Consider the following 24,501-nt stretch of genomic DNA (forward strand, 5'->3'; position numbering starts at 1 on the left):
GTCTACGTAAAGGGGCAGTAACGCCCCTTCCCTGTCGCCTTACATCGCGTTGTCGGCGGCGTTGAACGCCTCTTCCATGGTCTGGGGCAGCGGCGGCTGGACCGGCTTGTCGCAGCCCGCTTCCTTCATATGCGCGCGCAGCATGTCCATGCGGTCGAGGTTCCAGCGCGCCAGCGGCACGCCCAGCGGCCGGAAGTCGGCGCGCTCGAACAGCTGCACCACATAATTGTGGCACAGTTCATCGACCTGCTCGATGGTCAGCATGCCAAGGTTCATGACCATCGGCCGCCCCGGCACGCCGTTGCGCCCGCGCACCAGATCGGTGACATAAAGGCCGCCGCGCGGATCGACCAGCACGACGTCGGCTTCGCTCGAATCGATCAGCCGGTGGCTGGCGGCATAGGGCGCGACAAATTCATAGGTGCGCCAGACAAGGTAGCCGCTGGATAATATGGTGATGAGCAGGCCGATGAGCACCGGCCGCATCGCGTCACGCGGGCGGAAACGCGCCCAGCCCAGGCCGGCAAGCAGGCAGAAGGGGCCGATGAAGCCATGGGCGTAGCGAAAGCCCCAGCCATAGCCCTGCGCCAGCGCCAGTCCGCACCCCGCCACGCAGCCCAGCGCCAGCGGCAGTGCGATTTCCCGACCGGCCAGCAGCGCGCGCCAGCGCATCGCCGCGACGCCCAGCGCGGCGAGCGGCACCATCAATATGTTGTTCCAGGCGATATAGCGGGTGAGGTTGACCAGCGGCTGCCAGCGATCGCCCAGCCGTTCGAACAGGCTGCCAATCTTGTCCGCCACCCCGGCCGACGGGCGAACATCCGCCGGCGCGCCCAGCGCGTGCAACAGGAAACCCGGCCACAGCTTGGCCCACACGATCACGATCGCCACCAGCGTCAGCGCATGGAAGGCCGCCACCTGCCAGCGGCGCGCCAGCAGCATCCACAGGATGAAGGGCGCGATGAACAAGGGCGGGAAATGCCATTGGTGCAGCCCCGCCGCGATCAGCGCGACCAGCCCCGCCGCGCCATGGCCCAGCCATCCGCCGCGCAGCACCAGAGCAAGCCAGACGAGGTTGAGCGCGAAATGCCCCGTCATCGCATAGGGGGTCATCGCCGTGACCCACAGCTGGCAGGATGAAAAGGCGAGGATCAGCGTGACCCAGACCGCATCGGGCCGGTCGGGCATCAGCCGCAGCGCCACGCGCCACAGCGCGATAAGGCCGGTCATCAGCAGCACCGGCCCGGCCAGATTGGGATCGCCCAATTGCCAGAACAAAGCCTGGATCGCACTGTTGACCGGCAGATAGGCGGCAGTCCAGTAATCCGCCGCGCCGAAGGGCGAAAAAAATTCGGGCATGATCGCCCGGCGATAGGGTTCCCATTCGATCGGGATGGGCCGGGCAAACAGCCCTTCGCGCATATAGGCGGCAGCGAAGCGGGCGACTTCTTCGTCCCTGCTGATCGCATAATCCTGAAACAGCGCATAATGGCCGGTCCAGGCGGCAAGGCCCAGCAGCACGACCAAGGGTATCACGATCCGCGCGGTAGGCGGCGGCAGGCTGAAACCACGCCCTGCCGCCCAGGGCGCGGCGAGCGCCAGCAGCGCCAGCGCGCCCAGCAGCGCGGGCAGATCCTGATCGAGGAGAAGGATGACGGCCAGGCTGATCCCCTGCCGGTAGGTGACATGCCACAGGAAGGTGCCGATCACCCACAGCGTCAGGCACAAGGCCCCCGCCAGGAACAGGCGTCGCGCGGACACGAACGATCCGGGCGCGCCCATGGTCAGTCGCGCACCAGCGTCCGGTTGACGAAAATGCCGTCCATTTCGACCAGCAGCGGGAAATGCCCCTTATTATTGGCGAAGAAGGCGGACGGCATGAAATCGCGCGCCTCCAGCCAGTCGATCATCGCGCGATAGCCGGTGCCGCCGTCATAGATGGGGCGCACGCCCAGTTCGGTCTGGACGCCCAGCATCCGGCCGATCTGATCTCCTGCGCCTTCGCACACCGACAGGTCATGGCCCTGCGTGTCCATCTTGAGGAATGGCCGGGCAAAGCCATGCTGCGCGAGCAATTCCGGCAGCAGCGTATCGAGCCGGCGGCACTGCATCTCGACCGTCTTCGTCACCGTGTTGCGATCGGCGAAGATGGCGTCCTGCACACTCGAAGGCTTTTTCAACGAACTGAACTGGTCGGCCGCCATGATGTTGAAGCTGGCCGTCCCGTCGAAATCGGACAGCGCCATATTGAACACATGCCAGCGCGGATCGGCGGCGGCGCGCTTTTCCAGCAGCGCAAAAATATCGGGATTGGGTTCGAAGGAGAGGATGAGGCCTCTGTAGCCCGCATCCCGGCGCGCCATCGTCGCATATTGGCCGCGATTGGCCCCGACATCGAACAGGCAATCGACGGCGAAGCTGGTGAGGAACCGGCGCAGCGCCTGCACCTCCGGATATTGGTGGACGCGGCCCGCCGCCGCCAGCCGCAGCGCCAGCAGCCGATCGCCCAGTTCGCGGCGATAGCGGCTCATGCCCGCTGCTCCAGCACGCGCTGATAAATGTCGATCGTCGTTGCCGCCATTTCCCGCCAGGACCCCATAGTTTCTCCATAGGCGCGCGCACGGGCGCCCTGTTCCCGCCTGATGGCGGGGCTTTCGATCAGGGGCAAGAGCGCTTTGCCCAAGGCCGCTGCGTCCCCGGCCGACGCGCGCGTCGCGACGCCATCGGGCAACTGGCCGAACATGCCCGCGTCCGACGTGACCATCGCCTTGCCATGATGAAGCGCGGACAGAAACGCGCCGCTCGAATCGATATGGCGATAGGGAAAGACGATCATGTCCGCGCGCGCCATATGCGCGTCGAGCCGGGCTTCGGTCAGGAAGCCCAGATCCATGACCAGCCGGTCGGCAAAACCCGCGCGCGTCACCGCCTCGATCATCGGCGCCATGTCGATGAAGGGCTTGCCCGCGATCGCCAACTCAAAGCGATGGCCGGCGCGCCATAGAGAAAGGCAAGCGTCGATCAGCACGTCCACGCCCTTATAGGGCCGGATGGTGCCGAAAAAGAGCAGACGCGGCAGGACGGGTCGCGGCACGGCGGCAAGGTCCTCCGGCGTCGCTGGCGCGAGGCGCATGGGCGGATGTGGCGTCACATGGATGCGAGCCGGGGCGATGCCCTGCCCGACCAACGCGGCGCGGGTCGTTTCCCCATGCACGATCAGCGCATCGAAGCCGTCAAGCAGTGCGCGGTAGCCGCGCCCCTGAACCCCCGCATCGGCATGATAGGCGTCGGCATTGTGGACCGTGTGGACCAGCGCTACGCGGCCCGCCAGTCGCTTCAGCATCAGCCGGTCGGCGGGTCCGAGCGGCAGCCACTGGACGTGGACGACATCGGCTTGCGTCAGCAGGCGCAGATCGCCTAGCGCGCAGGCCAGCCCATATTCGGCGGCCTTGGCCAGGCGAAAGGCGCGCCCTTCGCCCAGCCGGTCGCGCAGCGCCTCGCTGCTGCGGAAGAAATGCGGGCGATAGCGATAGCCCTGCGGCGCGATCGCATCGGTGGGGCGCATCGGGCGACCGAGCAACGTTACCTGCGCACCCTGCCCGGCCAGCGCCGCGCACAGGCTGTCGTCATAGCGCCCGGTGAAGAGCGACGGATCGAGCATCGCGACCTTCATGCGCGCGCCAGCGTCCGCAGCGAGAGAAGATGCAGCCCCGCCACCGCGATCAGGGTCAGCGCATAGAGCGTCAGGAAACCGAGATCAAAGCGACCGGGAAACAGCGAGAGGGCGAGCGGCGCGCTTGCCAGCGATCCGGCGAGAAAGGGCAGCGACCGGCCGAGCAGATGCGCGAAACGGCCCAGCGCCGCCTGTACATAGACCGACACGCTGATGACCGTGAGCGCGGCCAGCGCCAGCAGGATGAGGCCGATGTCCGGCCGGTCGATGCTGGCTTGGCCATCGAACAGGATCATGAACAGCCTGTCACCCGCACCCCACAGGACCGCCGCCAGTGCCAGCGCGAACAGCATCGCTGCGGCGAGCGCGCGGCCCAGCAATTGCCGCAGCCGCGGCCGGTCGCCGGCATGATAGGCGCGGGTGATGCGGGGCAGCGCTGCCTCCACCAGAGCGCGGACCAGCATCGACAGGGCGCGCGCCATCTTGAAGAAGAAATCGAACACCAGCATCGGCCGCGCGTCCGACGTGGCCACCGCGATGGTGAAATAGGGCGCATTATAGGCGATGATGTCCGACACGGTAAACGCCGCCGACGCGCCGATGTCGCGCAGATAGTGGCGACGCACATGCCCGCCGCCGACGCGCAGCGCCAGCCAATGGTGGGCGCCCATTCCCAGCCGCCGGTGGACATGGCCGATGGCGCCGCCGATCATGATGACGCTGACGACCAGTTGCAGCGCGACGGACAGGCGCGGGTCGAGGCCCGCAAGAATAGCGAGCAGCAGTGCGATGGTGACGAAGCGGCGCGCGCAATCGAGCGCTTCCCACAGGAAATTGCCATCGACCGCCGCCAGCGCACGCTTTGCGAGCAAAGCCGGCAGGTTGAGGCAGGCAGACAGGAAGAACAGCAGGAACAGGAAAGGCATGGCCGTCGCCAGCCATCCCATCGCCAAGGCGACCAGCAGGATCAGCGTCCCGCCCGCGACCAGCAGGCCCAGGAACAGGAACAGTACGCCCATTTCCTCCAGCCGGAAGCCGCCATCGTCCGCGCCCTCGCCGCGTCCCAGCCAATGCCGCCGCAAGCGGGCATAGATGATGCTGGTGAGGCCGAATTCCGCCGAAATGGTGAAATTGCCGAACGCGACCAGCAGCAGGAAGGCCTGAAATTCCGCGATCGGGAGCACGCGCACGAATACGAAGGTGACGGCAAAGCCCCAGATCAGCACCAACCCGACATTGGCGAGTTTCACCAGGGCCAGGATGCGGGCGCTGCCCTCCAGCCGGGCGAGGCGGCTCATCGCGGCTTGCGCGCCCTGAACAGCCGGTCGTCGAGCGCGTAGAAATGACGCAGGTCGGGGTCGATCGACGCGGCGTCAATCTCCTCCAGATCGAAGCCCGCGGCGCGGATGCGGTCCGCGAAATCGGGGCCATATTGGCGGACATGGTCCCACTGGCCAAAGCGCCGTTCCCGCTCGCGCGGGGGCATGGCGAAACTGCCATCCTCGGTCAGCTTGTCCCATAACGGGACAATTAGCCAGGCCTCGCCGCCCGGCTTCAATGCGCGCAATATGTTGCGCAGCACCCCCCTATCGTCGGGCACATGCTCCATCACATGGCTGGCGTAGAAGAGGTCGTAGCGATCGACGTCGGCCAATTCCATCAGGTCGACGCGCTGCATTCCGGGAACGGTGTAGCGCGCGGGGTCGAGATCGGCGGGGACATAATCGGCCGCAGCGGAAAAGCGGCGGACCAGGCTGCCTTCATTGGGGGCCATGTGCAGCACCGCGCCATCGACCGGCACGGTCAGGCGGCCTTCCCCGATCAGCCAGTTCATCAGCCGCTCGCGCGGGGACGCGCCGCAGGCCGGGCAGCCCCATTCGGGGTTGTCGCCATAGCGGAAGAAACCGACCACCGTCCTGCCGCAGGCCGGGCAGCCGCGCGACGCGCGCGCGCCCAGCGCCTGGCGCAGTTTCAGCGCGGTCCGGGTCAGATGCTTGCCGGCGGCCTTGGCCACCCGCTGGACAGTAATCACGTCAGTCTCCGCATGGGGTCAGGCCAGCGCCTATACTATATCGTCGCGCAGAAGCGAGAGGGTCAGCGCGATTGCGCCGGGTTCCAGATGGTGACGGTGCGCCCGCGCATCGCCTTTGTCACGCCCTGCAAGGTGGCGGCATAGGCGATCAGCATGTCGACCAGCGCCGCCAGGGGGCCGCGGCGCGCGCGGATGCCCGTCAGGACGGCGAAGGCGACGACAGCGACGCCGATGACCAAAAGCAGCGGAGAGAGACGCCAGGCGAGGATCGCGGCCACCAGCGCGACGGTCAGGATGAACGCCCCGCCGAACCAGCGGACAATCTTGCGCGACGCATATTTGAAGCGGTCGATCGCGGCCATGCGGCGCAATTGCGGGCGAAGGTAACGGTGCGTGTGCCAGGCGCGCGCGGCGATGCGGACCTTGCGCCGATATTCGTCACCGCGCGCCGTCACCAGCCGTTCGCGGGCGATGACATCCTTCGCCTTGATGAGCCGCCGGCCGGCGAACACGATCGCCATCGACACGGTGAGGTCGTCGAGCACGCTGTCGGGGAATTCGGGGTAGAGGCTGCGGCGGATCGAGAAGATGGAGCCATCCGCGCCCAACACATTGCCGGTCCGCGATTCCTCGTCCTTCAGCCGTTCCTCAAGCCGCCAGTACAGCGACCCGACCGATGCGGTGGCGCTTTCGTCCGCGCCGACATAGTGGAGCGATCCGAGCACGCCGCCGATCGCCGGATCGGCATAGCGGGCGAGCAGCCGGTCGATGGCGTCAGGGTCCAGCAGCACATTGGCGTCGGTGAAGATCAGCACGTCGCCGCGCGCGCGGGCGGCAAGCTGCTTCATGCCATGCGCCTTGCCGCTGCGTCCGGGACCGCGCAGCAGCGTGACATGCCCCGCGGCCGCGATCAGATCGCCAGTGCCGTCGCTCGACCCGTCGTCGAAGGCCAGGCATTCCAGATCGGGATGGCGCTGGCACAGCATGGCGATGTTGGCGAGCTTTTCCGGCATCGCGTCGGCTTCATTATAGGCGCAGAACAGCAGCGAGGCGCTGGGGAGCGGCGCTGCGACCGGCTGTTCGGCGCGCGTCGGCAGCGCGCGCAGGATCAGCGGATAGCAAAGAAACGGCCAGGCGACGGCGATCAGGCACAGCGCCAGAATGACAAGCAAAATCAGGTCGATCGCGGGCATGCTTAATAAGCCTTGTGATGCACGAGCACGCCCAGCGTCGCGACGATGATGCGCATGTCGCGCCAGATCGACCAGTCGCTGACATATTCGAGGTCCGACTGAAGCCGGTCGATCAGGTCCTGATGATGATCTGTCGAGCCGCGATGGCCGCGCACCTGGGCAAGGCCGGTCATCCCTGGCTTGATGCAATGGCGCGCCCAGTAACGCGGGTCGACTTCCCAGTAGAGACTGTTGCCCGCCTTGGCGGCCGCGGCATGGGGACGTGGACCAACGATGCTCATGTCGCCTTTCAACACGTTGAAAAGCTGTGGCAATTCATCGATGCTGGTGCGCCGCAGGAATGCGCCGACGCGGGTCACGCGATCATCGTCGCGACGCGTGAGCGTCGCGGCCTGATGATCGCTGGCGTCCGTGCGCATCGATCGAAACTTGTAAATGGAAAAGGACCGCGCGTCCTTGCCGATGCGCGGCTGGCGAAACAGCGCCGGGCCGGGGCTGGTCAACCGCACCGCCAGCGCCGCGCCGATCAGGATGGGCGACAGCAGGATCGTGGCGGTCCCCGCGACGATCAGGTCGAACAGGCGCTTGATCAGGCGATCGCGAAACTGGAGCGGGCCGCCCGCGACGATGATCGTGGGCTGGCCATCGAACTGATCGACTCGCGCGGGCGCAAAGCGCAGCAATTCGGGCACAACGATTTCGCCGCGCGCGGACAGCGACTTGAGCGCCGCCGACCAGTCGTCCATGCGCTCCATCGGGCAGGCGACGATCACCCGTTCCGCCATGCCCACGGCAGCGGCGAGCCGGGCGGCCATGTCAGCGTCATGCCGTTCGGGGCGCAGATTGGCGGCGTCGGCATCGACGATACTGGCATGGAAGCCCGTCGCGATCGTCACGCCATCCAGGATGACGGCGGTCAGATGCGGCACGCCGCCCAGCAGGCTGACCGCCAGCCGCGCCACCGCCACCCGCACCAGCGCCAGACAAAGCGCGCCCAGCCCCAGCCCCGTGACGAAGGTCAGGCGCGACAATTGCTCGGCGATCTTGCCCAGATAGACGATCAGCAGCATCAGCAGCGCCGCCTGCGCCAGCGCCCACAGCGCCCGCACGATCCCCCGCCGCAGATGGTCGATCGTGTTGATGCCATAGGCCCCGCCCTGCACCGCCAGCAATGCATAGAGGGGCGCGACCATGGCGAACATGACGATGCCGTGCGGCTTGCCCGGCTCGCCCCACAGCGCGCCCAGCACGAACCAGTTGGCGGCCAGGAACGCGCAGAACAGCCCGGCCATGTCCCCCGCCAGGCACAGCGCATAAAGGCGCAACCGCACCATTTCCTTGGAAACTGTCATGCTGGCATTCTGCATCATCATCGGCTGCTGCGTTGGCATTGTGCGGGGCGGGTGGCAAGGGGAAGCGCCATAACCGATAAGTTGGCGCGCTGCGCTTCTCGATTTTGCGTTGAGCAGGCAGAGATAAACCCGTTGGTGCTGAGCAGCGGCTGAGCGAAGGCGAAGACCTGTATCGAAGCACAAATCCTTCGATACGCCATTTTGCCAGGCTCAATGGCTACTCAAGACGAACGGAAAGGTTTGCGCTCTTCGAACTACCCCCCAAACAACCGCCCCAGCCCCTTGTCCAGCATCAGCAATTGCCACAGCAGCCGGCCATGGTCGGCCACGCCAGCTTTGTGGTCAGCGGCGACCTTCGCCAGCATCCGGGCGTCGAACCAGCCGGTCTTCGCCAGCGCCGATCCGCCGGCGATGGCGCTCGCCTCGCCCGCCAGCGCGCCTCGGAACCAGGCGCTGATCGGCGTGACGAAGCCCATTTTCTGGCGGTAAAGTATGTCCTGCGGCAGGAACGGCTCCATCGCCTTCTTCATCAGCACCTTGCCGCTGTTACCGCGAATGCGTTGCGCCACCGGCAAGCGTGCGGCGAATTCGACGAGACGATAGTCGAGCAGAGGCTCGCGCGCCTCCAGGCTGACGGCCATGCTCATCCGGTCGGTCTTGGTCAAAATGTCGCCGGGCAGCCAGATGCGAATATCGGCATATTGCGCGCGGTCGAGCGGATCGCGCGCGGGCGCATTCGCCATCGCCTTGATATAGCGATCCTCGGCACGATAGGCGCCCAGCCGGCTTTTCATCTCCTGGCTGAAGAGGCGCTGGCGCAGGGCGTGGGGCGTGACGCCGACCGAGGCGGCATAGGCTTCGCCCCCGTCCCCCGCCAGTTCCAGGAAAGTCGACTTGGCGCGCAGGGGACGCGGCGCCCAGTCTGCCTTGGGATAATAGCGGCCCAGCGTTCCGAACAAGGGCTGGCGCACCGAAGCGGGAATGAGGCCGCGCAGCCTTTCCCCCTGCATCTGGAAGCGGTGGCGCCGATAGCCGGCAAAGGCTTCGTCCGCGCCATCGCCAGACAGCGCCACCGTCACCTGCTCGCGCGCCAGTTCGCACACCCGATAGGTGGGCAATGCGGAGGCGTCAGCGAAGGGTTCGTCGAAATGATGGGCCAGCGTGTCGATCAACCCATAATCATCGGGTGATACGATGCGCGTGCGATGATCGGTGGCGAAGCGCCGGGCCACCCGGTCGGCATAGGCGGTTTCGTCCAGGCTCGCGACGTCGAAGCCGATGGTGCAGGTCTTGACCGCGCGTTGAGAGGCCTCGGCCATCAGCGCGACCACGCTGCTGCTGTCGACCCCGCCCGACAGGAACGCGCCCAGCGGCACGTCCGCCACCATGCGCGATCGCACCGCCTGGCGCATCAGCGCGACGAGTTCCTCCTCCAGCGCCTCGGGCTTTGCCTTGCTGCGGTCGGCGAAACTGACGTCCCAATAGCGGTGCGGCTGCGGCAAGGAACGGCCCCGCACCAGCCGCAGCGTTTCGCCCGCGCCCAGCTTGCGCACGCCCGCCACCAGGCAGGCGTCGTCGGGAATATAGCCATAGGCCATATAATCCTCAACCGCCGACAGGTCAGGCGCGCGGCGCAGCAACGGATGGGCGAGCAGGCTTTTCAATTCCGACCCGAAGATCAGGCTGCCATCCGAGAGCAGCGCATAATGAAGCGGCTTCACCCCCAGCCGATCGCGCGCCAGCCAAAGCGACTGCGCGCGCGCATCGAACAGGGCGAAGGCGAACATGCCGTTGAAGCGATGCACGCAGTCCTCACCCCATTGGCGGTAGCCGTGCAGGATGACTTCGGTGTCGCTGGATGTGCGAAAAATATGCCCCTTGGCCTCCAGCTCGGCGCGGACCTCAGCGAAATTATAGATTTCGCCGTTGAAGACCACGGCCAGGCTTTCATCCTCGGTCAGCATCGGCTGCGCGCCGCCGGCAAGGTCAATGATCGACAGGCGCAGATGGCCAAGACCCACGCCCGGCGCAGTCCAGATGCCGCTGCCGTCCGGGCCGCGATGCGGCATTGCGTCCAGCATGGCGCGGACGCGGGCTGGATCGACGGGCTTAGCCGTTTCGAGATGGAAGATGCCCGCTATGCCGCACATGGAATGAGGCTCTAGCGGATACCGATGGCGCGGTCAGCCAAAAGTGGCATGTCGCCCAGATTGTCGAGGAAGGCGGTGATGGCGGCGTCGGCATCCTGCGTCTCGGTCTGCTCGGCGGACACCAGGATAGCAACGGCGCGCTGGTCCCCGCCCAGCAGACGCGCCTTGAGCGTCGCGAGCTTGACCGCCGGCTTGCTGCCGGTCGGCGCGCCTCCCCCCACGGCATAGGCGCTGACGACATGGCGTACGACCGGGCCGGGCGCGGTGATCTGTTCGCCCAGCGCGCCGGCGGGCGCGCGTGCGGGCGAGGACCAGACCCATTCGCTGTCGGGATCGGCCGCGCCCTGCGCGAAGCCGACCAGTTCGCGCCCCTCCGCCTGCCGCGCATAGGTGGCGATGGAAAGGTCCACCACCTGCCCGCGCGCATTGCGATAGCGGGCGGTGACGAAATGATCCGCGCCGTCGAAACGCGGCCGCCAGGGATAGGCCTGGGGCGCGTCGGTGCGGGTCCAGCCGGATATGGTGGGCAGGGTGAGCGTCGGCGGCAGCGGCTCGGCGGTCGCTGCGGTCCCGGCAAGCCAGAGCGGCGCGGCCACGACCAGCGCCAGTGCGCCCCCCGCGACGAAGGACAGCGGCTGCCCGCGCACAGTCGCCGCTTGCAGCGCGCGCGGATCGAACCAGGGATCGCCGGGCTTGCGATCGAAAAAGGGCCAGGCGACGGCCATGACGATGATCATGATGATGGCGAAGAAGACCCAGCCATAGACGACATGGTCGAAACCCACCGCCGCATCGACGGTGGTCAGGTGCGCGACCAAAATGGTGGCATAGGCGCGCACGCCATTGGCTAGGATCGACAGGCCGAGCGCCCCGGTAAGGAACAGGATGCGCCGCCGCCAGCTTCGGAAGCAGACATTGCACACCAGCACCCCATAAGCCGCCATGGCGATCAGGAATTTCGCGCCCGAACAGGCCTCGGCCACCTCGAAATAGCCGGTCGGCGTGGTGATGAAGATGCCCTCCAGATGGGCGGGCACGCCGGTGAGGTCGAGCAGCAGCATCGACAGGCGCGCGGTCAGCAATTGCAGCGGCGGAACCAGTTCCTCGCCAAAGGGCACCATGAAGAAGGCGTAGAAAAGCGGGAAGAGCAGCGCGCGCGCCACCGCCGGTCCCAGCAGCGCGATCGTCGCGCCCTGGAGCATCACCACCAGCGCGCCATGACGAAACAGCGCAACGCCCGCCGCCGCGCCGAGCAGCCAGGCAAAGGCCCCCGCCCCCAGCCACAGTAACCCCGGTGTCCAGGCGACCGGTTGCAACTGGCGCAGGCCGGGCAGCCGCTGCTGCACCAGCCAGCCGATCAGCAGCGGCACGAACAGGCAATGGCCAAAGGTCGACGCGTTCCACCAGATCGACACCATGTCGATGACGTCGCGGTGGAACAGCGCCAGGATCGCGGCAGCGACCAGGCCTAGCGCGGACAGGTGCGCGCGCCAACCATCGATGGCGGATGCGGAGGCCGGCTCGCGGATCATCGCGGCGTTCGTCATGCGGGCTGCATGTCGCCGCAGAGCATGGCCGGCAAGTCGGCGAGCGTCGCGCTCCAGCGATAACGCTGCTCCATCCGGGCGCGCGCGGCGCGGCCCATCGCCTGCGCGCGGGCAGGATCGGCCAAGAGGTCAAGAACCGCCTGCCCTTCGCCGGCCGGATCGGCAGCGACCAGCAGATGATCGCCATGGGTGGCGTCAATGCCCTCGGCCGCCTGCGGAGACGCGACGACCGGGCGCGCCATCGCCATCGCTTCCAGCACCTTGTTCTGGATGCCGCGCGCGATCCGCAGCGGCGCGACCACGACATCGGCGGCGGCAAGCCAACCGCGCACGTCGGGCACGCCGCCCGTCACGATGACGCCGGGCAGGTGGGACAGCGCCTCCACCTGCGGCGACGGATTGCGGCCGACGATCGCAAAGCGCGCGGTCGGATGGACCGCCTGCACCCGGGGCAGCACATCGCGGGCGAAACTGTCCACCGCCTCCACATTGGGGCGATAGTCCATCTGCCCGGTGAAGACGAGCAACGGTCCTTGCCCGCTATCGACCCGATCGAGGGCCGCTGCGGGATCGAAATAGTCGAGCGCAACGCCATTTTCGATGGCGATGACGCGATCGGGGCCAAGTCCCGTGGCATCGCGGAACAGCGCGGCTTCCGCTTCGCTGACGAAACTGGACAGGTCGGCACGGGCGGCGACGCGGCGTTCGAAATCGAACAGCAACCGGCCTTCGCGGCGATTGATCCAGGCCATGGGGCCGCTGCCCTGCCGGCCATAGGCGGCATATTTGGCCGAATCGAAATCGACGAAATCCATCATGAAGCGGACGCTTGGCGCCAGTGGCGGCACAAAATGCGCCATTTGCGCGGAATAGGCGAACACCGCGCGGATCGGGCGGTCGGCCAGAGTCTGCCGCACCCATTGGTGCAGATCGGGATGGTCGAACAACGACACCAGCATCGACTGGCGCTTGGCAAGGCCGGTGAGGCCCGCGACCAGCTTCGACCGGTCGCGCCGCAACACGCATTGGCTGGCGGCGACCTGCGCCAGATCGGCGGCCAAGCCCATATCGCGATCATCGTCGGCAAAGCAGCCGACATGCACCGGCGCGACCTGCGCCAGGCGCTTCAACATATGGCAGGAGCGAATCTTGTCGCCGCGATCGGGCGGAAAGGGAACGCGATGGCACAGGAACAGAATGTCGCCGCTCATCCCAGGCCCCGCGCGATCAGCGGGCCGATCAGGTTGGCGACCGGCAGCGGCAATTTCTTCCACAGATCGATGCGCCGCTGATATTTGGCGCTGTTGGGGTCGATATCGCGCGCCGCGCCGTGCGGCGACCAGGCATGATAGGCGAGCGGTACGGGTTCGAAGCCAAAGCTCTTCTTCCAAGCCGCCTGCCCGCTTCCGACCTTCGACCGGCCGAAATCGAAAATCTCCATGCCGCGCGCGCGGGCATGGCCCATCAGGCGAAAATAGAGGAGTTCGTTAGACCGCAGCCGCCGCGCGTCGCCGATGCCGCCGCCCCAAAAGGGCATGGCCCGGCCCTTATGATAGAGGGTGAGCACCGCCGACACGGCGCGATCCCCTTCGCGCACGATCAATATGTCGGCATCCTCGCCAAACTGCTCCAGCACCGCGCGGAACAGGCGCGCCGGAAAGACCGGCGTGCCAAGGTTGCGCACGCTGGTGGCGTAAACGCGATAATGGTCGCGCAGATGCTGCCGCTCGCGCCCGACCTCGAAGCGCAGCGCGGAATTGGCGAGCGCCTTGCGCAATTCGGCGCGGTGCTTGCGCGGGATGGCGAGGAGTTCGGCCTCCTCATCGGAAGCCAGCGGACGGGAAAAGCCCAGATGCTGCCCCTCGCGCGTCTGCCAGTCGCCGCCCGGCGCGGGGCCGCCGCGTAGTTCGATGGCTATGTCGCCGCGATCGTGCGACAGGTCGCGCGCCGCCTGCGCCAGCATGGCGACAGCGCGCGCGTCATCGGCCAATATCCCGCCATCGACGGCAAATCCGCTCGACACGAGAGCCTGCCCGAACAGCGCGCTTTTCATGTGATGCAGCGGCAGCAATCCGACGATGCGGCCAGAAGGGGCCACCGCCACCAGCATCAGCGCGCGGTTCCCCGTCGCCTCCTCGATCGCGCGCAGCCAGGCCGGGCGGTGAAAGGGCGTCGATTCCGCGTGGCCCAGGACATAATCCTCCGCCGCTTGCGCCTGCGCGCCATCGCGCAGGTCGAGCGTCGTGACGCATAGTCCGGCGGCTGAACCCTGGATCATGCTGCGCGCGCGGCCTCCGCATCGGCCAGCGCATCCACGCGGGTCCAGGCAAAATCGCGCGTCAGGCGGCGCAGCTTATCGGCCATGACCGACAGGTTGCTGTAATGGCGCAGGCGCGATCGCAGCGGCGCGCCAGCGACTCGCGGCTGGCCGGGGTCGATTTCCCACGGATGGAAATAGATGATCGCCGGCCGCTTGGCCTCTTCATTGACCTGCCGGATCGCCCAGCGCGAAAAACCATAAGGCAGCAGGCGGAAAAAGCCCCCGCCCCCGGCCGCGAGCGTGCGCTTGCCCCATTTGGCGGTCGTCACCGGCAGCTCGACCAGCTGCGAATCCGCGACCGGCTTCCAGGCGAAACGCGGCGAATCGGGCCAGCCATAATGATCGTGTCGGATCGGGGCGACGCTGGAGGAATAGCGATAGCCTTCTTCCGCCAGAATCGCGTGCGCCCAGGGCGTGCGCGGATCGATGGAGAAGCTGGGCGCACGATAGCCGGTCACGGCCTGCCCGCTCGCATCCTCCAGCAATCCGCGCGCCTTGCGCAGGTCGGCGCGGAACTGGTTTGGCGTGAAGGTGAAGACGCGCGCATGGTCATAGCCATGGCTGGCGACCTCATGCCCCGCATCGACGATCCGCCGCATCAGCGCGGGATAGCGTTCCGCCACCCAGCCCAGGGTGAAGAAGGTGGCGCTGACACCTGCTTGCGCAAACAAATCCAGCACCGCGTCGGTGTTGCGCTCGACACGGTGGGACAGGCTGTCCCAGTCGGCGCGGTCGATCGTGCGTTCGAACGCGCCGACCTGGAACCAGTCCTCGACATCGACCGAAAGGGCGTTCCGCATGACGTTCCTATCTTCGTGGCGCGGCCCGGATCAGGCGACGGCCGCGTCCCGCACGACCTCGTCCATCCGGTCTTCCCGCTCGACCCATTCGACCAGCATGGTCAGCACACGGCGCAGCGCGACATCATGCTCCTCCGCCCGGAATTCGAGCGAAGCCAGACGTTCCTCGATCAGGGTGAAGCAATCCTTGAGCGCATCGGGATCGATCGTCTGGGGCGGCGTGAACGGCGCGTGCGACTGCACGGCGCGCAGCGACGCGATTTCCGCGCGCAGGGCGGCGATTTCGTCCTGCATGTCACGGCGCAGGTCACTCATGCCCTCTGCCGGATCGGGCGTTGCCGCAACCGGCGCGGTCGCGTCGCCTTCGTCCAGCACCTTCTCATCGAAATGATCGAGCGATGTCTGCATGTCGGCGATCTCCGCATTCATGTCCCATTTGCCGTCCGCGATTGGCGCGGCTTCCGGCGTGGACCAGGACTCCGAGTCCCAGTCGGCCACGTCGGCATCATCTTCCTCGCGCGGGGCAATGTCCGCCGGGGGGGCGAAGGGCGCCCGATCGGCGGGCGGCGCGAAGGGCGCGGCTTCGTCAATCGGGGCGTTCACGGCCGCATCGACAGGATCGACGAAGGGCGCTGGCTCCGCATCCTGGCTAACCGCATCCGGCACGTCGCTTTCCTCCAGCGCGGTGAAGGGCACCGGGGTCCAATCCTCCTGCGCCTGCTCCTCCGACACCGGTGCGTATTCCTCCTGCGAGGCGGCAACGTCACGGTCCCACACGGGGTCGTCGACCAGGTCGGCGGTTTCATCCGCCTCGACCGACTCGAACTCCGCAGCGACCTCTGCTTGCACGACCAACTGTGCATCCTCGTCGGCTTCGACTGTCTCCGCGATCATGTCCTCCTGCACGTCGTCCAGCGCGGATGCGGCGATCGGTTCCGGCATGATATCGACGTCCAGCCCCATATCGGCCACCACCGCCGCCACGGCGTCGGCATCGATCTCATGAATTTGCTCGATCGCGCCCAGCAGCAGGACGCGGCTGATCAGTGCATTCAAACGGCGCGGCACGCCGCCGGTCGCGGCATAGAGCGCGGAGAAGGAGGCGGGCGTGAAGGCGGGATTGCCGGTCCAACCGGCGATGCCCAGCCGATGGATCACATAGGGTTCGATTTCGCTGGGCAGCATCGGTTCCAGATGATGGGTGGCGATGACGCGCTGGCGCAACTGCTCCAGATCGGGCGAGCGCAGCAGGTCGCGAAACTCCGGCTGCCCCAGCAGGAAGATTTGCAGCAGCGACTGGCCACCCAGCTGGAAATTGGACAGCATCCGCAATTCCTCGATCGCCGAAACGCTGAGGTTCTGCGCTTCATCGACGATCAGCAGCGACCGCCGGCCGGCGCGCGCCTGGCCATGCAGATAGCCTTCGATCTTTTGCAGCGTCGCCGCCTTGGTATAGCCTTCGGTTACGAGGCCAAAGCTCTGCGCGGCAAGGCGCAGCATGTCGTCGCCCTCCACCTGCGTCGATACGATCTTGACGGCGGTCAGCCGCGAAGGATCGATCGTCTGCATCAGATGGCCGACCAAAGTGGTCTTGCCTGCGCCGATGTCGCCGGTGATGACGATGAAGCCTTCGCCCTGCGCCAGGCCATAGCCCAGATAGGACAGCGCCTTGCGGTGCGTCGCGCTTTCGAAATAATAATGCGGGTCCGGCGTCAGCTGGAACGGGCGGCCCTGAAGTCCGTAATAGTGCTCGTACATTAGCTCGTCTCCATGCCCCCAGGCGCTAGAAGCTGTAGCGCAGGCCAACCTGCCCCAGCGCGCTGATCACCGTGTCGATATCGTCTGCCTGAACCCCGTCCAGACCCAGCGAGGCGGACGCCGACAGGCGGCGGCTCAGCCCCTTGAAATAGCTGGTGAACCCGCCATAGTTCAGCACATCCGGGCGGCCGCCGCTGGCGTCGAAATAATTGATGTAAGCGACGGTTTCCAGGCTGTCGCGATCGTTGAACGCATAGGTCATCGACCCATTGCCGAACCAGTTTTCGTCCCGCGATCCGCGCACCAGCACCATTTCGCCCTGCGGCGTGATGAACTTGCGCTGCGAATAGCCGGCGCCCAGGCCCCAGCCCCATTGCCCGCGCCGCAGCGCATACTGCGCCGCCACGCCACGATAGCGGAAATTCGCCGCCGTGATGCCCGACAAGGCATCGTTGAAACATTGCCCGCCGCCCGTGACGGAGAAGGCGCAGCCGGTGATGTCACCGGTGAAGGGATTGCGCGCGACGTCGAAATTGCTGCCCGACAATGCCGCCACGTTGGACGTGATGACCCGGCCGAAACTGTCGATGCCGTCGAACACGACCAGCGCGAAATGGCTGTCCTGGCCCTGCCACAGGAAGCTGCCCTGATAGGTCATGCCGCCATAGCGTTCGCCCACTCGCGCCTGAAGCGAGGTGCGGCGGCTGGGCCGCCAGAGCACGCCGGCATCCCATATGATGTCGCTGAAATCATAGATCAGCGCGCGCGGCGAGCTGTTGTCGGTGACATAGCGGCCATTGCGGATGACCGGCAGGCCGTCTTCGTCCAGCAGCGGCGAACGCTGGCTGATCTGTATGTCTTCATATCCGACGCCGCCCACCAGGGCGACAGTGGGGGAAATCGGCACGGTGGCGTCCACCCGGCCCCACGCGTCCTCGAACCGCTGATCCAGCTGCCGCGCATCTTCGCGGTCATAGCCCGCGCTCGCGGTCAGGCCGACGCCCGGCAACAGCGTGTCAGGTGAAAAGCCGACCGATCCCAGCAAGCTGTGCGTCCAGCTGTCGGCAAAGGAACCATTGGGCTGCGCACCCACGAAATTCTGATCGATGCTGTCATCCACCCGCGCATAGCCCAGGCGATAGGAGGCGTTGACGTTGAGGTCGCCCAGCTGCGTCGTGTAGGACGGCCCGGCATAGGCGGCCCAGACCTGGCTGGTATAGGTGTCGCGCTGCGGCAGCGCGCCCGACAGGCCGTCGGTCCGCACGCGGCTGGCAAGGCCCCCGGTCTGGAAGGTCAGGCCGCGCGCCACGTTGAAATTGGCGCTGGCAATGCCGCTCAGCACATCCTGGTCGACCGCCTGGCTGCCCCAGCCGAAGCTGTGATTATATTGGGCGTCGATCACCGCTTCGACGCGGCGATTCTGCACTTCGGCGGTGATGCCGGCGGTGACGTTGGTGTAGGTCAGCACGTCGCCACCGCCCTTCAAGGGCGCGGTCACAACCTGGTCGATGCCCAGATAAGGCACGACATCGACGCGGCGATCGGCGCGCGACTCCTGCGCGGCGGCCGGGCTTGCCGCCAGCGCGGCGATGGCCGCAGACGCAAGCCAGATGGTGCGATGGAGCGTCATCCGCGCCCCTCCCCCTTGTCATGATAATGGCCAAAATGCCGTCCCGTCGTGAAGCGCGCGGCATTGAGCAGCAGGCGCACCTGCACCCCGCCCTTGAGCAAGGCGGCAGCTTCGCGCACCGCGCTTTCACTGGTCCGGTCGGCCTGCACCACCAGCAACGCGATGGCGGCATGGCCGGCCAGCACCGCGGCCGGCGACGCGCCGAGCAAAGGCGGCGAATCGAAGATCAGCACGCGTTCGGGCCGGCCTTCGGTCAGGCGCGCCAGCAAATGCTGAGTGCGGCTCGAGGTCAGATATTCGGTGTCATTGTTGCTGCGCTGCCCGGCGGACAGGACCGAAAGCGAGGGCAGGTCGGTGCGAACGATGCAATCCTCGATCGCGATCATCGGGTCGGCCAGCGCATCCATCAGCCCGGGACCGGGGTTGAGGCCCAGGCTTTGCGGGATCGACGGGCTGCCGAAATCGGCATCGACCAGCAGGATTTCCAGGTCCTTCTCCGCCGCCAGGCTGAGCGCCAGGTTGATCGCGCAAAAGCTCTTGCCCTCGCCGCTGTTGGGCGAGCAGACGAGGATGCGGTTGCCGCGCGGATTATCGCGCAGCTGCGCCAGCAGGTCGCGCTTGAGCAGCCGGAACTCCTCGCTCATCACCGTCACCGGGCCTTCGGGCAGCAGGAAGCCACCCTGCGCCAGCGCGTCGCGGTCGATCGGCTGCACCGGGCCCGTCCAGGCCGGCGCGCGCGTGACCGGCGCATCGGGCGCGCCCGGCGCAACCGGCACGTCGACGGGCGGCGGCAGCGGCGCATCGGCCGGCACATCGACCGCCGGGGCAGCGCGCCCCTTCAGGGCAGCGGAGAAGTCGTAGATCTGGGTCGCGCGCTCTATCAGCGATCCGCGGCCCTTGATGGAGCTATGCTGGTTCATGGGATCGCGCTCCTTCACGCCATGCCGCGCTGGACAAATTCGACCGCGATCAGCAGCAGGCAGACGCCCGCCAGCCCTCCGCTCGCGGCGGCAAACCATTTCATGCGCTGTTTCTCAACCGCTTGCTGGGCGGCGCTGCGCACCTGGCTGATCGAGCCGGCGACCGGCAGGCCGATCGCCCGCTCCAGCCGCGCGGCGGTGGAAAAGCTGCCCTTGAGCTGGCCTAGGGCAAAGGCGACGCCAATGCCGGCGGCGATGGCGAGCACGAGCACGCCCAGCAGCAGCAGCGGACGGTTGGGTGCGGTCGGCGCGGTCGGCGTGCTGGGCGGCTGGATCACGCGGAACTGCACCGCGCCGGTTTCGGTCTTCACCTCGCCGCGCAGGCGAATTTCCTCGCGGTCGGCAAGCAGCTTGTCATATTGGGTCTTGAGAACCTCATAGTCGCGGTCGAGCTTTTCCTGCTCCGAGGCGATACCCGGCTCATCGACCTGGCGCGACATCATCGCGTTGAGATCGGCCTGAAGCTGCGCCTTGCGCGCCTGGAGCGCCTGCACCGTGGCGGCGCGTTCGGCCTGCATCGACTTGATCGACAGAAAGGCGGGATTGGGCGTGCCGCCGCCGCTCGCGCTACCGCCGCCGCCGTTCTTGCGAAGCGCCTCGACCTCGCGCTGGGCGGCGATGACGTCGGGGTGGTTGTTGGTCCAGCCGCGCGCCTTCATCGACGCGAGATTGGCCTGCGCCTGCGCCAATGCCGACGGTCCGCCCGAAGCGCCCACGCCCGGCAATGTCTGCGGCGTCCCGGCCAATTGGCCGTTCATCGCCGACAGCGCGCTCTGCGCCTGCACCAGTTGCGAATCGATGGTGTTGATCTCCATCCGCGCCGCGTCCATGCGCTGGCTGATGGAGCCCGCGCCCGGCAGCAGCCCGGCATAACGCTGGGCGAATTCGATGCGACGCTGGTCGGCGGCTTCCAGCTGCTTGGCGCGACCGGCGATCTGCTGGTCAAGAAACGCCAGGCTCTGCTTGGTTTCGCGGCGGTCGCCCGACAGATTTTCCTCCTGGAAAATGTCGATCAGCTTTTGCACGACCTGCTGCGCTATGCGCGCATTGGCGCCGTCCGACAGACTCGAATCGGCCGAAATCGCGCTGATATCGATCATGCTGGGATCGGCCTGCGCCATTACGCTGATGTTTTCGCGCAGCGTCGTGATCTTGGCGGCGATGTCGCGCGGGCCGGACACGGATTGCGACAGGTCAGTGCCGCGCACGACCTTTTCCAGATTTTCCGCGCTTGCCAGCGTGCTGCGCAGCCGGTCGAGATCCTGCTGCGACTGGACTTGGGTGATACCCATGCGGTCTTCCAGCAGCGACTGGGTGTTCACATAGACCCGCGCCTTGGACTGGTAGCTGTTGGGGATGAGCGCGACGCCCAGCCAGCCGAGCATGGCGACGCCCCAGGCGACCGCCAGCGCCACCCAGCGCCGGTTCCATATGCCGTGCAGCAGCACGAGCAGTTCATCGTAAAGGCCCGCCATGGTCAGAACATGCTTTCAGGGATGATGATGACGTCGCCGGGGGCCAGCATGACATTGGCCTTGGTGTCGCCACGCTTGAGCAGGTCGTTGAGGCGGACCTGATATTCCTTCTGCTTGCCGGTTTCCTTGTCGAAGCGGACCAGGCGGGCGCGGTTGCCCGCGGCAAATTCGCTGAGGCCACCGACCGCGATCATCGCATCGAGCAGCGTCATGTTGGCGCGATAGGGGATGGAGGCCGGCTTTTCCGTCGCCCCCACGATCCGCACCTGCTGGCTGAACGTGCCGCTGAAATTATTGACGATGACCGACACCAGCGGGTTTTCGATATATTGCGAAAGCGCCAGCTTGATGTCGTCGGCCAGCATCTTGGGCGTCTTGCCCACGGCCGGCATGTCGGTGATGAGCGGCGTGGTGATCCGCCCGTCGGGCCGGACCTGCACCTTTGCGCCCAATTCCGGGTTGCGCCAGACGAAGATGGTGAGGTCATCGAGCGGGCCGATGACATATTCCTCGCCCGGCCCCTCCTGCGTGGACACGAAGGATGCCGGCGGCAGTTGCGGCCCGGACGGCGCGGAGGCGCAGCCCGACAAGGCGACGGCGGGCAGCGACACCCCCATCAGGAACTTGGAAACCGACACGAAACGCATATTCTCACCCCTTGCCGTGCCCCGGTGCGCCCCGCCACCAAGGAGTGACAGCGGCAGGAACGCACGGGCTTTGGGCAATGTCATGCCGGTAAAGGGTAAAGATAGCGTTAGGAGTCAAGTCATTCGACTATCACCCAAGTAAAAGCTCCCGTGCGGGTGGATGTCCCAAAAAGGCCATGGGGCTCGCGGATGCTCCATAGGCGCCAGCCAGAAATATCGCGATCAGGTCGCCTTCGCTGATTTGCGGCAACGCAACCTTTTCGCCCAGCCGGTCGATCGGCGTGCACAGACAGCCCACAATCGTCACGGGATCAAGGGCCGGTGCGGCATCGAAACGACTCGCGAGCGCGATCGGATAGTTGCGGCGGATGACCGTGCCGAAATTGCCGCTGGCGGCGAGCTGATGATGCAATCCGCCATCGACGACGACGAAGCGCTCGCCCTGGCTGTCTTTCACATCGACCACGCGGGTGAGGTAAACGCCCGCTTCCCCTACCAGCCAGCGCCCCAGTTCCAGCGCGAATCGGCTGCCGGCCAGGATAGGCGGCCGCGACTCCAGAGCCCGGCCGAGCGCTACGCCGACCGGGCGAATGTCGAGCGGGGTGTCGCCGGGGAAATAGGCAAGCCCAAAGCCGCCGCCCAGATTGACGAGCGGCGGCGTCGCGCCGACCTCCTGCGACAATCGCGCCGCCAGGGCGATGGTCGCAGCCTGCGTGTCGATGATCGCCTGCGCGTCCAGATTCTGGCTGCCCGCGAAAATATGCCAGCCGCGCCAATTCGCGCCCGCGTCAATGATCCAGCGCGCCAGCGCCGCCGCGCGGTCGGCGTCGACGCCGAAGGGCTTGGCCCCGCCGCCCATGCGCATGCCTGATCCTTTAAGGTCGAAATCGGGATTGACCCTTATGGCAAGACGGGGTTGCTTGCCGATCGCCTCCCCCGCTGCGATCGCGCGGCGCGCTTCGCCTTCGGACTCCAGATTGATAGTGACGCCGGCGAAAATGGCGGCGGTCAGTTCATCCGTGCGCTTGCCCGGCCCGGCGAAGCTGATGCGATCAGGCGCCATGCCCGCTTCCAGCGCCATGCCCAATTCGCCACCCGACGCGATGTCGAAGCCGTCCACCTGCACCGCCATGCGGCTCAACAGCGGGGCGAAGGGATTGGCCTTGATCGCATAATGGAGGTCGATCCCGGCCGGCATGGCGTCGCGAAAGCGCTGCACCTTCCCTCCACCAGCGCCATGTCATAAACGAACAGCGGCGTGTCGCCCGCTTCATCGACCAGCTTTCCGCACCACAGCCGCCGATCAGCAACATGCCGTCTTCGCATCCGAACCCGGACGGAATGGGTCCCATCGGCTTCATGCGCCCTGCTCCCGCGCCAGCGCCACCCGGTCGATCTTGCCATTGGGGTTGCGGGGAAACTGATCCAGCATGACAATGTCCCTGGGCTGCATGAAATTGGGAAGCTCGCTTTTGAGGTACGCGGCGACGGCGCTGGGCAGACCTTCCGCCCGCCCGCGCAGCAGCAACCGCACCGCCTGCCCCAGCCGGTCGTCCGCTATGCCCAGCGCCACGGCTTCGGCGACGCCGGGTACCGCGACGGCGGCCTCCTCGATCTCGGTCGGGCTGATGCGGTTGCCGGCTGACTTGATCATCGCATCGTCGCGGCCGACGAAATAGAGCAGGCCTTGGCCGTCCCGCCGCACCGTATCGCCCGACCACACCGCCATGCCGCCATAGCGGGATGCGGACGGCGCGGGCCGGAATCGTTCAGCGGTGCGCGGGGCGTCTTGCCAATAGCCCTGCGCCACCAATGGCCCGCAATGGACCAGTTCGCCCGGCTCCTCATCGTCGGTGATACTGCCATCGGCGCGCACGACCAGAATTTCGGCAAAGGGGATCGCGCGGCCCATCGAATCGGGATGGCTGTCGACCAGCGCGGGTGGCAGATAGGTGGAACGGAATGCTTCGGTCAGGCCATACATGGGGTAAAGGTCCGCCTGCGGAAACAGCGCCCGCAACCGCGCCACCAGCGGCCGCGTCAGTGCCCCGCCGCTGTTGGTCAGCCGCTGGAGCTTCCCCGCCACGTCCGCCGGCCAGTCCAGTTCCGTTAATTGCACCCATAGTGGCGGCACGCCCGCCAGCGTCGTGATATCGCGGCGATCCACCAGCTTCACCACATCGCGCGGCGTCAGATAATCGAGCGGGTAGACGCATCCACCCGCATACCAGGTCGAAAACAATTGATTCTGGCCATAGTCGAAGCTGAAGGGCAGGACGCAAGCGGTGCGATCATCGGGCGACAGGCGCAGATAGTCGGCGACCGCCACCGCGCCCAGCCACAGATTGGCGTGGGTCAGCATCACGCCCTTCGGCCGGCCGGTCGATCCGCTGGTGTAGAGGATGGCCGCCAAAGCCTGCGGATCGGCCTGCGACGGGCCGATGCCATCCCCGCCACTCATCGCGCAGGCGGCATCATCCTCGCGGTGGACCTGGCACCCGGCCGGCACGTCACCGGGTTGCAGGCTCTCGACCCGCGCACCCGTGCCGATCAGCATGGCCGCGCCGCTGTCTGCCAGGATATGCGCTACCTGGGCATGTTTGAGCAGAGGATTGACCGGTACATGGACCAGGCCCGCGCGCGGCGCGGCGAGCGGCATCAGCGCCGCCACCGGCCCCTTTGCCATCCAGCTTGCCACCCGCGCGCCCGGCTCCAGCCTGAAACCCGCAAGCCATCCCGCCAGCCGCCCCAGCGTCTGTTCCAGTTCGGCATAGCTATAGCGGCCCGACCGGCCGTCGAGCGCCGGCGCGGCAGGATCGGCCCGCAACAGCAGATGGTCGATCGGCAGGACCGCCGCGCCATCGATCAGGGACATGCTTTCAGCCACGGATGCTTAACGCCATGTGCAGAATTTTCTCCTAAAGCTGCGCTGGTTGGGGCGGAG

Annotated in this window: 17 protein-coding genes and 2 pseudogenes; all 19 read right to left on the reverse strand. The window is 66.6% G+C overall.

The genetic code is table 11. The annotated features are described in order from the left end of the window. Window positions 1-39 precede the first annotated feature (39 nt). The 19 genes and pseudogenes from SKA58_RS08915 to SKA58_RS09005 all read right to left on the reverse strand — a co-directional run bounded on the left by SKA58_RS08915 (window position 40) and on the right by SKA58_RS09005 (window position 24,432). Complete coding sequence (locus SKA58_RS08915) at window positions 40-1,782, reverse strand: MFS transporter (protein WP_009822079.1); 1,743 nt, start codon at window positions 1,780-1,782, stop codon at window positions 40-42. 2 nt (window positions 1,783-1,784) lie between these two features. Continuing rightward, window positions 1,785-2,531, reverse strand: a complete 747-nt coding sequence (locus SKA58_RS08920) for an FkbM family methyltransferase (protein WP_009822080.1) — start codon at window positions 2,529-2,531, stop codon at window positions 1,785-1,787. After that, complete coding sequence (locus SKA58_RS08925; protein ID WP_009822081.1) at window positions 2,528-3,673, reverse strand: glycosyltransferase family 4 protein; 1,146 nt, start codon at window positions 3,671-3,673, stop codon at window positions 2,528-2,530. Before SKA58_RS08925 ends, SKA58_RS08920 begins: the two co-directional genes overlap by 4 nt. Then, complete coding sequence (locus SKA58_RS08930; RefSeq protein ID WP_009822082.1) at window positions 3,670-4,971, reverse strand: hypothetical protein; 1,302 nt, start codon at window positions 4,969-4,971, stop codon at window positions 3,670-3,672. The genes SKA58_RS08925 and SKA58_RS08930 overlap by 4 nt, the downstream gene beginning before the upstream one ends. Continuing rightward, complete coding sequence (locus SKA58_RS08935) at window positions 4,968-5,705, reverse strand: class I SAM-dependent methyltransferase (protein WP_037542350.1); 738 nt, start codon at window positions 5,703-5,705, stop codon at window positions 4,968-4,970. Before SKA58_RS08935 ends, SKA58_RS08930 begins: the two co-directional genes overlap by 4 nt. Window positions 5,706-5,767: 62 nt before the next feature. Beyond that, on the reverse strand, window positions 5,768-6,898 hold the full coding sequence (locus SKA58_RS08940; RefSeq protein ID WP_009822084.1) for a glycosyltransferase family 2 protein: 1,131 nt from the start codon (window positions 6,896-6,898) through the stop codon (window positions 5,768-5,770). 2 nt (window positions 6,899-6,900) lie between these two features. Continuing rightward, window positions 6,901-8,271 carry a sugar transferase gene (locus tag SKA58_RS08945; RefSeq protein WP_232209389.1) on the reverse strand — a complete coding sequence of 457 codons (1,371 nt, stop codon included), beginning with the start codon at window positions 8,269-8,271 and terminating at the stop codon, window positions 6,901-6,903. A gap of 233 nt (window positions 8,272-8,504) precedes the next feature. After that, window positions 8,505-10,400 (reverse strand): XrtA/PEP-CTERM system amidotransferase, encoded by a 1,896-nt coding sequence (locus SKA58_RS08950; protein ID WP_009822086.1) that lies wholly within the window; start codon window positions 10,398-10,400, stop codon window positions 8,505-8,507. A gap of 11 nt (window positions 10,401-10,411) precedes the next feature. Further along, entirely contained in the window at window positions 10,412-11,947 is a 1,536-nt protein-coding gene (gene xrtA / locus SKA58_RS08955; RefSeq protein WP_009822087.1) for an exosortase A, read from the reverse strand. Then, window positions 11,944-13,158, reverse strand: coding sequence for a TIGR03087 family PEP-CTERM/XrtA system glycosyltransferase (locus SKA58_RS08960; protein ID WP_009822088.1), 1,215 nt, complete (start codon window positions 13,156-13,158; stop codon window positions 11,944-11,946). Before SKA58_RS08960 ends, xrtA begins: the two co-directional genes overlap by 4 nt. After that, window positions 13,155-14,225: a FemAB family XrtA/PEP-CTERM system-associated protein gene (locus tag SKA58_RS08965; RefSeq protein WP_009822089.1), complete on the reverse strand. Its 1,071-nt coding sequence runs from the start codon at window positions 14,223-14,225 to the stop codon at window positions 13,155-13,157. The genes SKA58_RS08960 and SKA58_RS08965 overlap by 4 nt, the downstream gene beginning before the upstream one ends. Continuing rightward, window positions 14,222-15,067 carry an XrtA system polysaccharide deacetylase gene (locus tag SKA58_RS08970; protein ID WP_009822090.1) on the reverse strand — a complete coding sequence of 282 codons (846 nt, stop codon included), beginning with the start codon at window positions 15,065-15,067 and terminating at the stop codon, window positions 14,222-14,224. The genes SKA58_RS08965 and SKA58_RS08970 overlap by 4 nt, the downstream gene beginning before the upstream one ends. 902 nt (window positions 15,068-15,969) lie before the next feature. Continuing rightward, window positions 15,970-16,825: pseudogene (locus SKA58_RS19430) on the reverse strand (XrtA/PEP-CTERM system-associated ATPase); the annotation flags it as partial. 25 nt (window positions 16,826-16,850) lie between these two features. Next, window positions 16,851-18,455: a hypothetical protein gene (locus SKA58_RS08980; RefSeq protein ID WP_009822092.1), complete on the reverse strand. Its 1,605-nt coding sequence runs from the start codon at window positions 18,453-18,455 to the stop codon at window positions 16,851-16,853. Next, a complete protein-coding gene (locus tag SKA58_RS08985; protein ID WP_037542805.1) occupies window positions 18,452-19,375 on the reverse strand; it encodes a P-loop NTPase in 924 nt (307 codons plus the stop codon). Before SKA58_RS08985 ends, SKA58_RS08980 begins: the two co-directional genes overlap by 4 nt. Before the next feature lie 14 nt (window positions 19,376-19,389). Then, entirely contained in the window at window positions 19,390-20,910 is a 1,521-nt protein-coding gene (locus SKA58_RS08990) for an XrtA system polysaccharide chain length determinant (RefSeq protein ID WP_009822094.1), read from the reverse strand. A gap of 2 nt (window positions 20,911-20,912) precedes the next feature. Beyond that, window positions 20,913-21,557 carry an XrtA/PEP-CTERM system exopolysaccharide export protein gene (locus tag SKA58_RS08995; RefSeq protein ID WP_009822095.1) on the reverse strand — a complete coding sequence of 215 codons (645 nt, stop codon included), beginning with the start codon at window positions 21,555-21,557 and terminating at the stop codon, window positions 20,913-20,915. Between the two features lie 130 nt (window positions 21,558-21,687). Next, a pseudogene (locus SKA58_RS09000) lies at window positions 21,688-22,918 on the reverse strand (pyridoxal-dependent decarboxylase, exosortase A system-associated). Then, window positions 22,915-24,432 (reverse strand): acyl-CoA ligase (AMP-forming), exosortase A system-associated, encoded by a 1,518-nt coding sequence (locus SKA58_RS09005; RefSeq protein ID WP_009822097.1) that lies wholly within the window; start codon window positions 24,430-24,432, stop codon window positions 22,915-22,917. Before SKA58_RS09005 ends, SKA58_RS09000 begins: the two are co-directional and overlap by 4 nt. Window positions 24,433-24,501 lie beyond the last annotated feature (69 nt).

This window comes from Sphingomonas sp. SKA58, from assembly GCF_000153545.1.
GTDB classification, from domain to species: domain Bacteria; phylum Pseudomonadota; class Alphaproteobacteria; order Sphingomonadales; family Sphingomonadaceae; genus Sphingobium; species Sphingobium soli.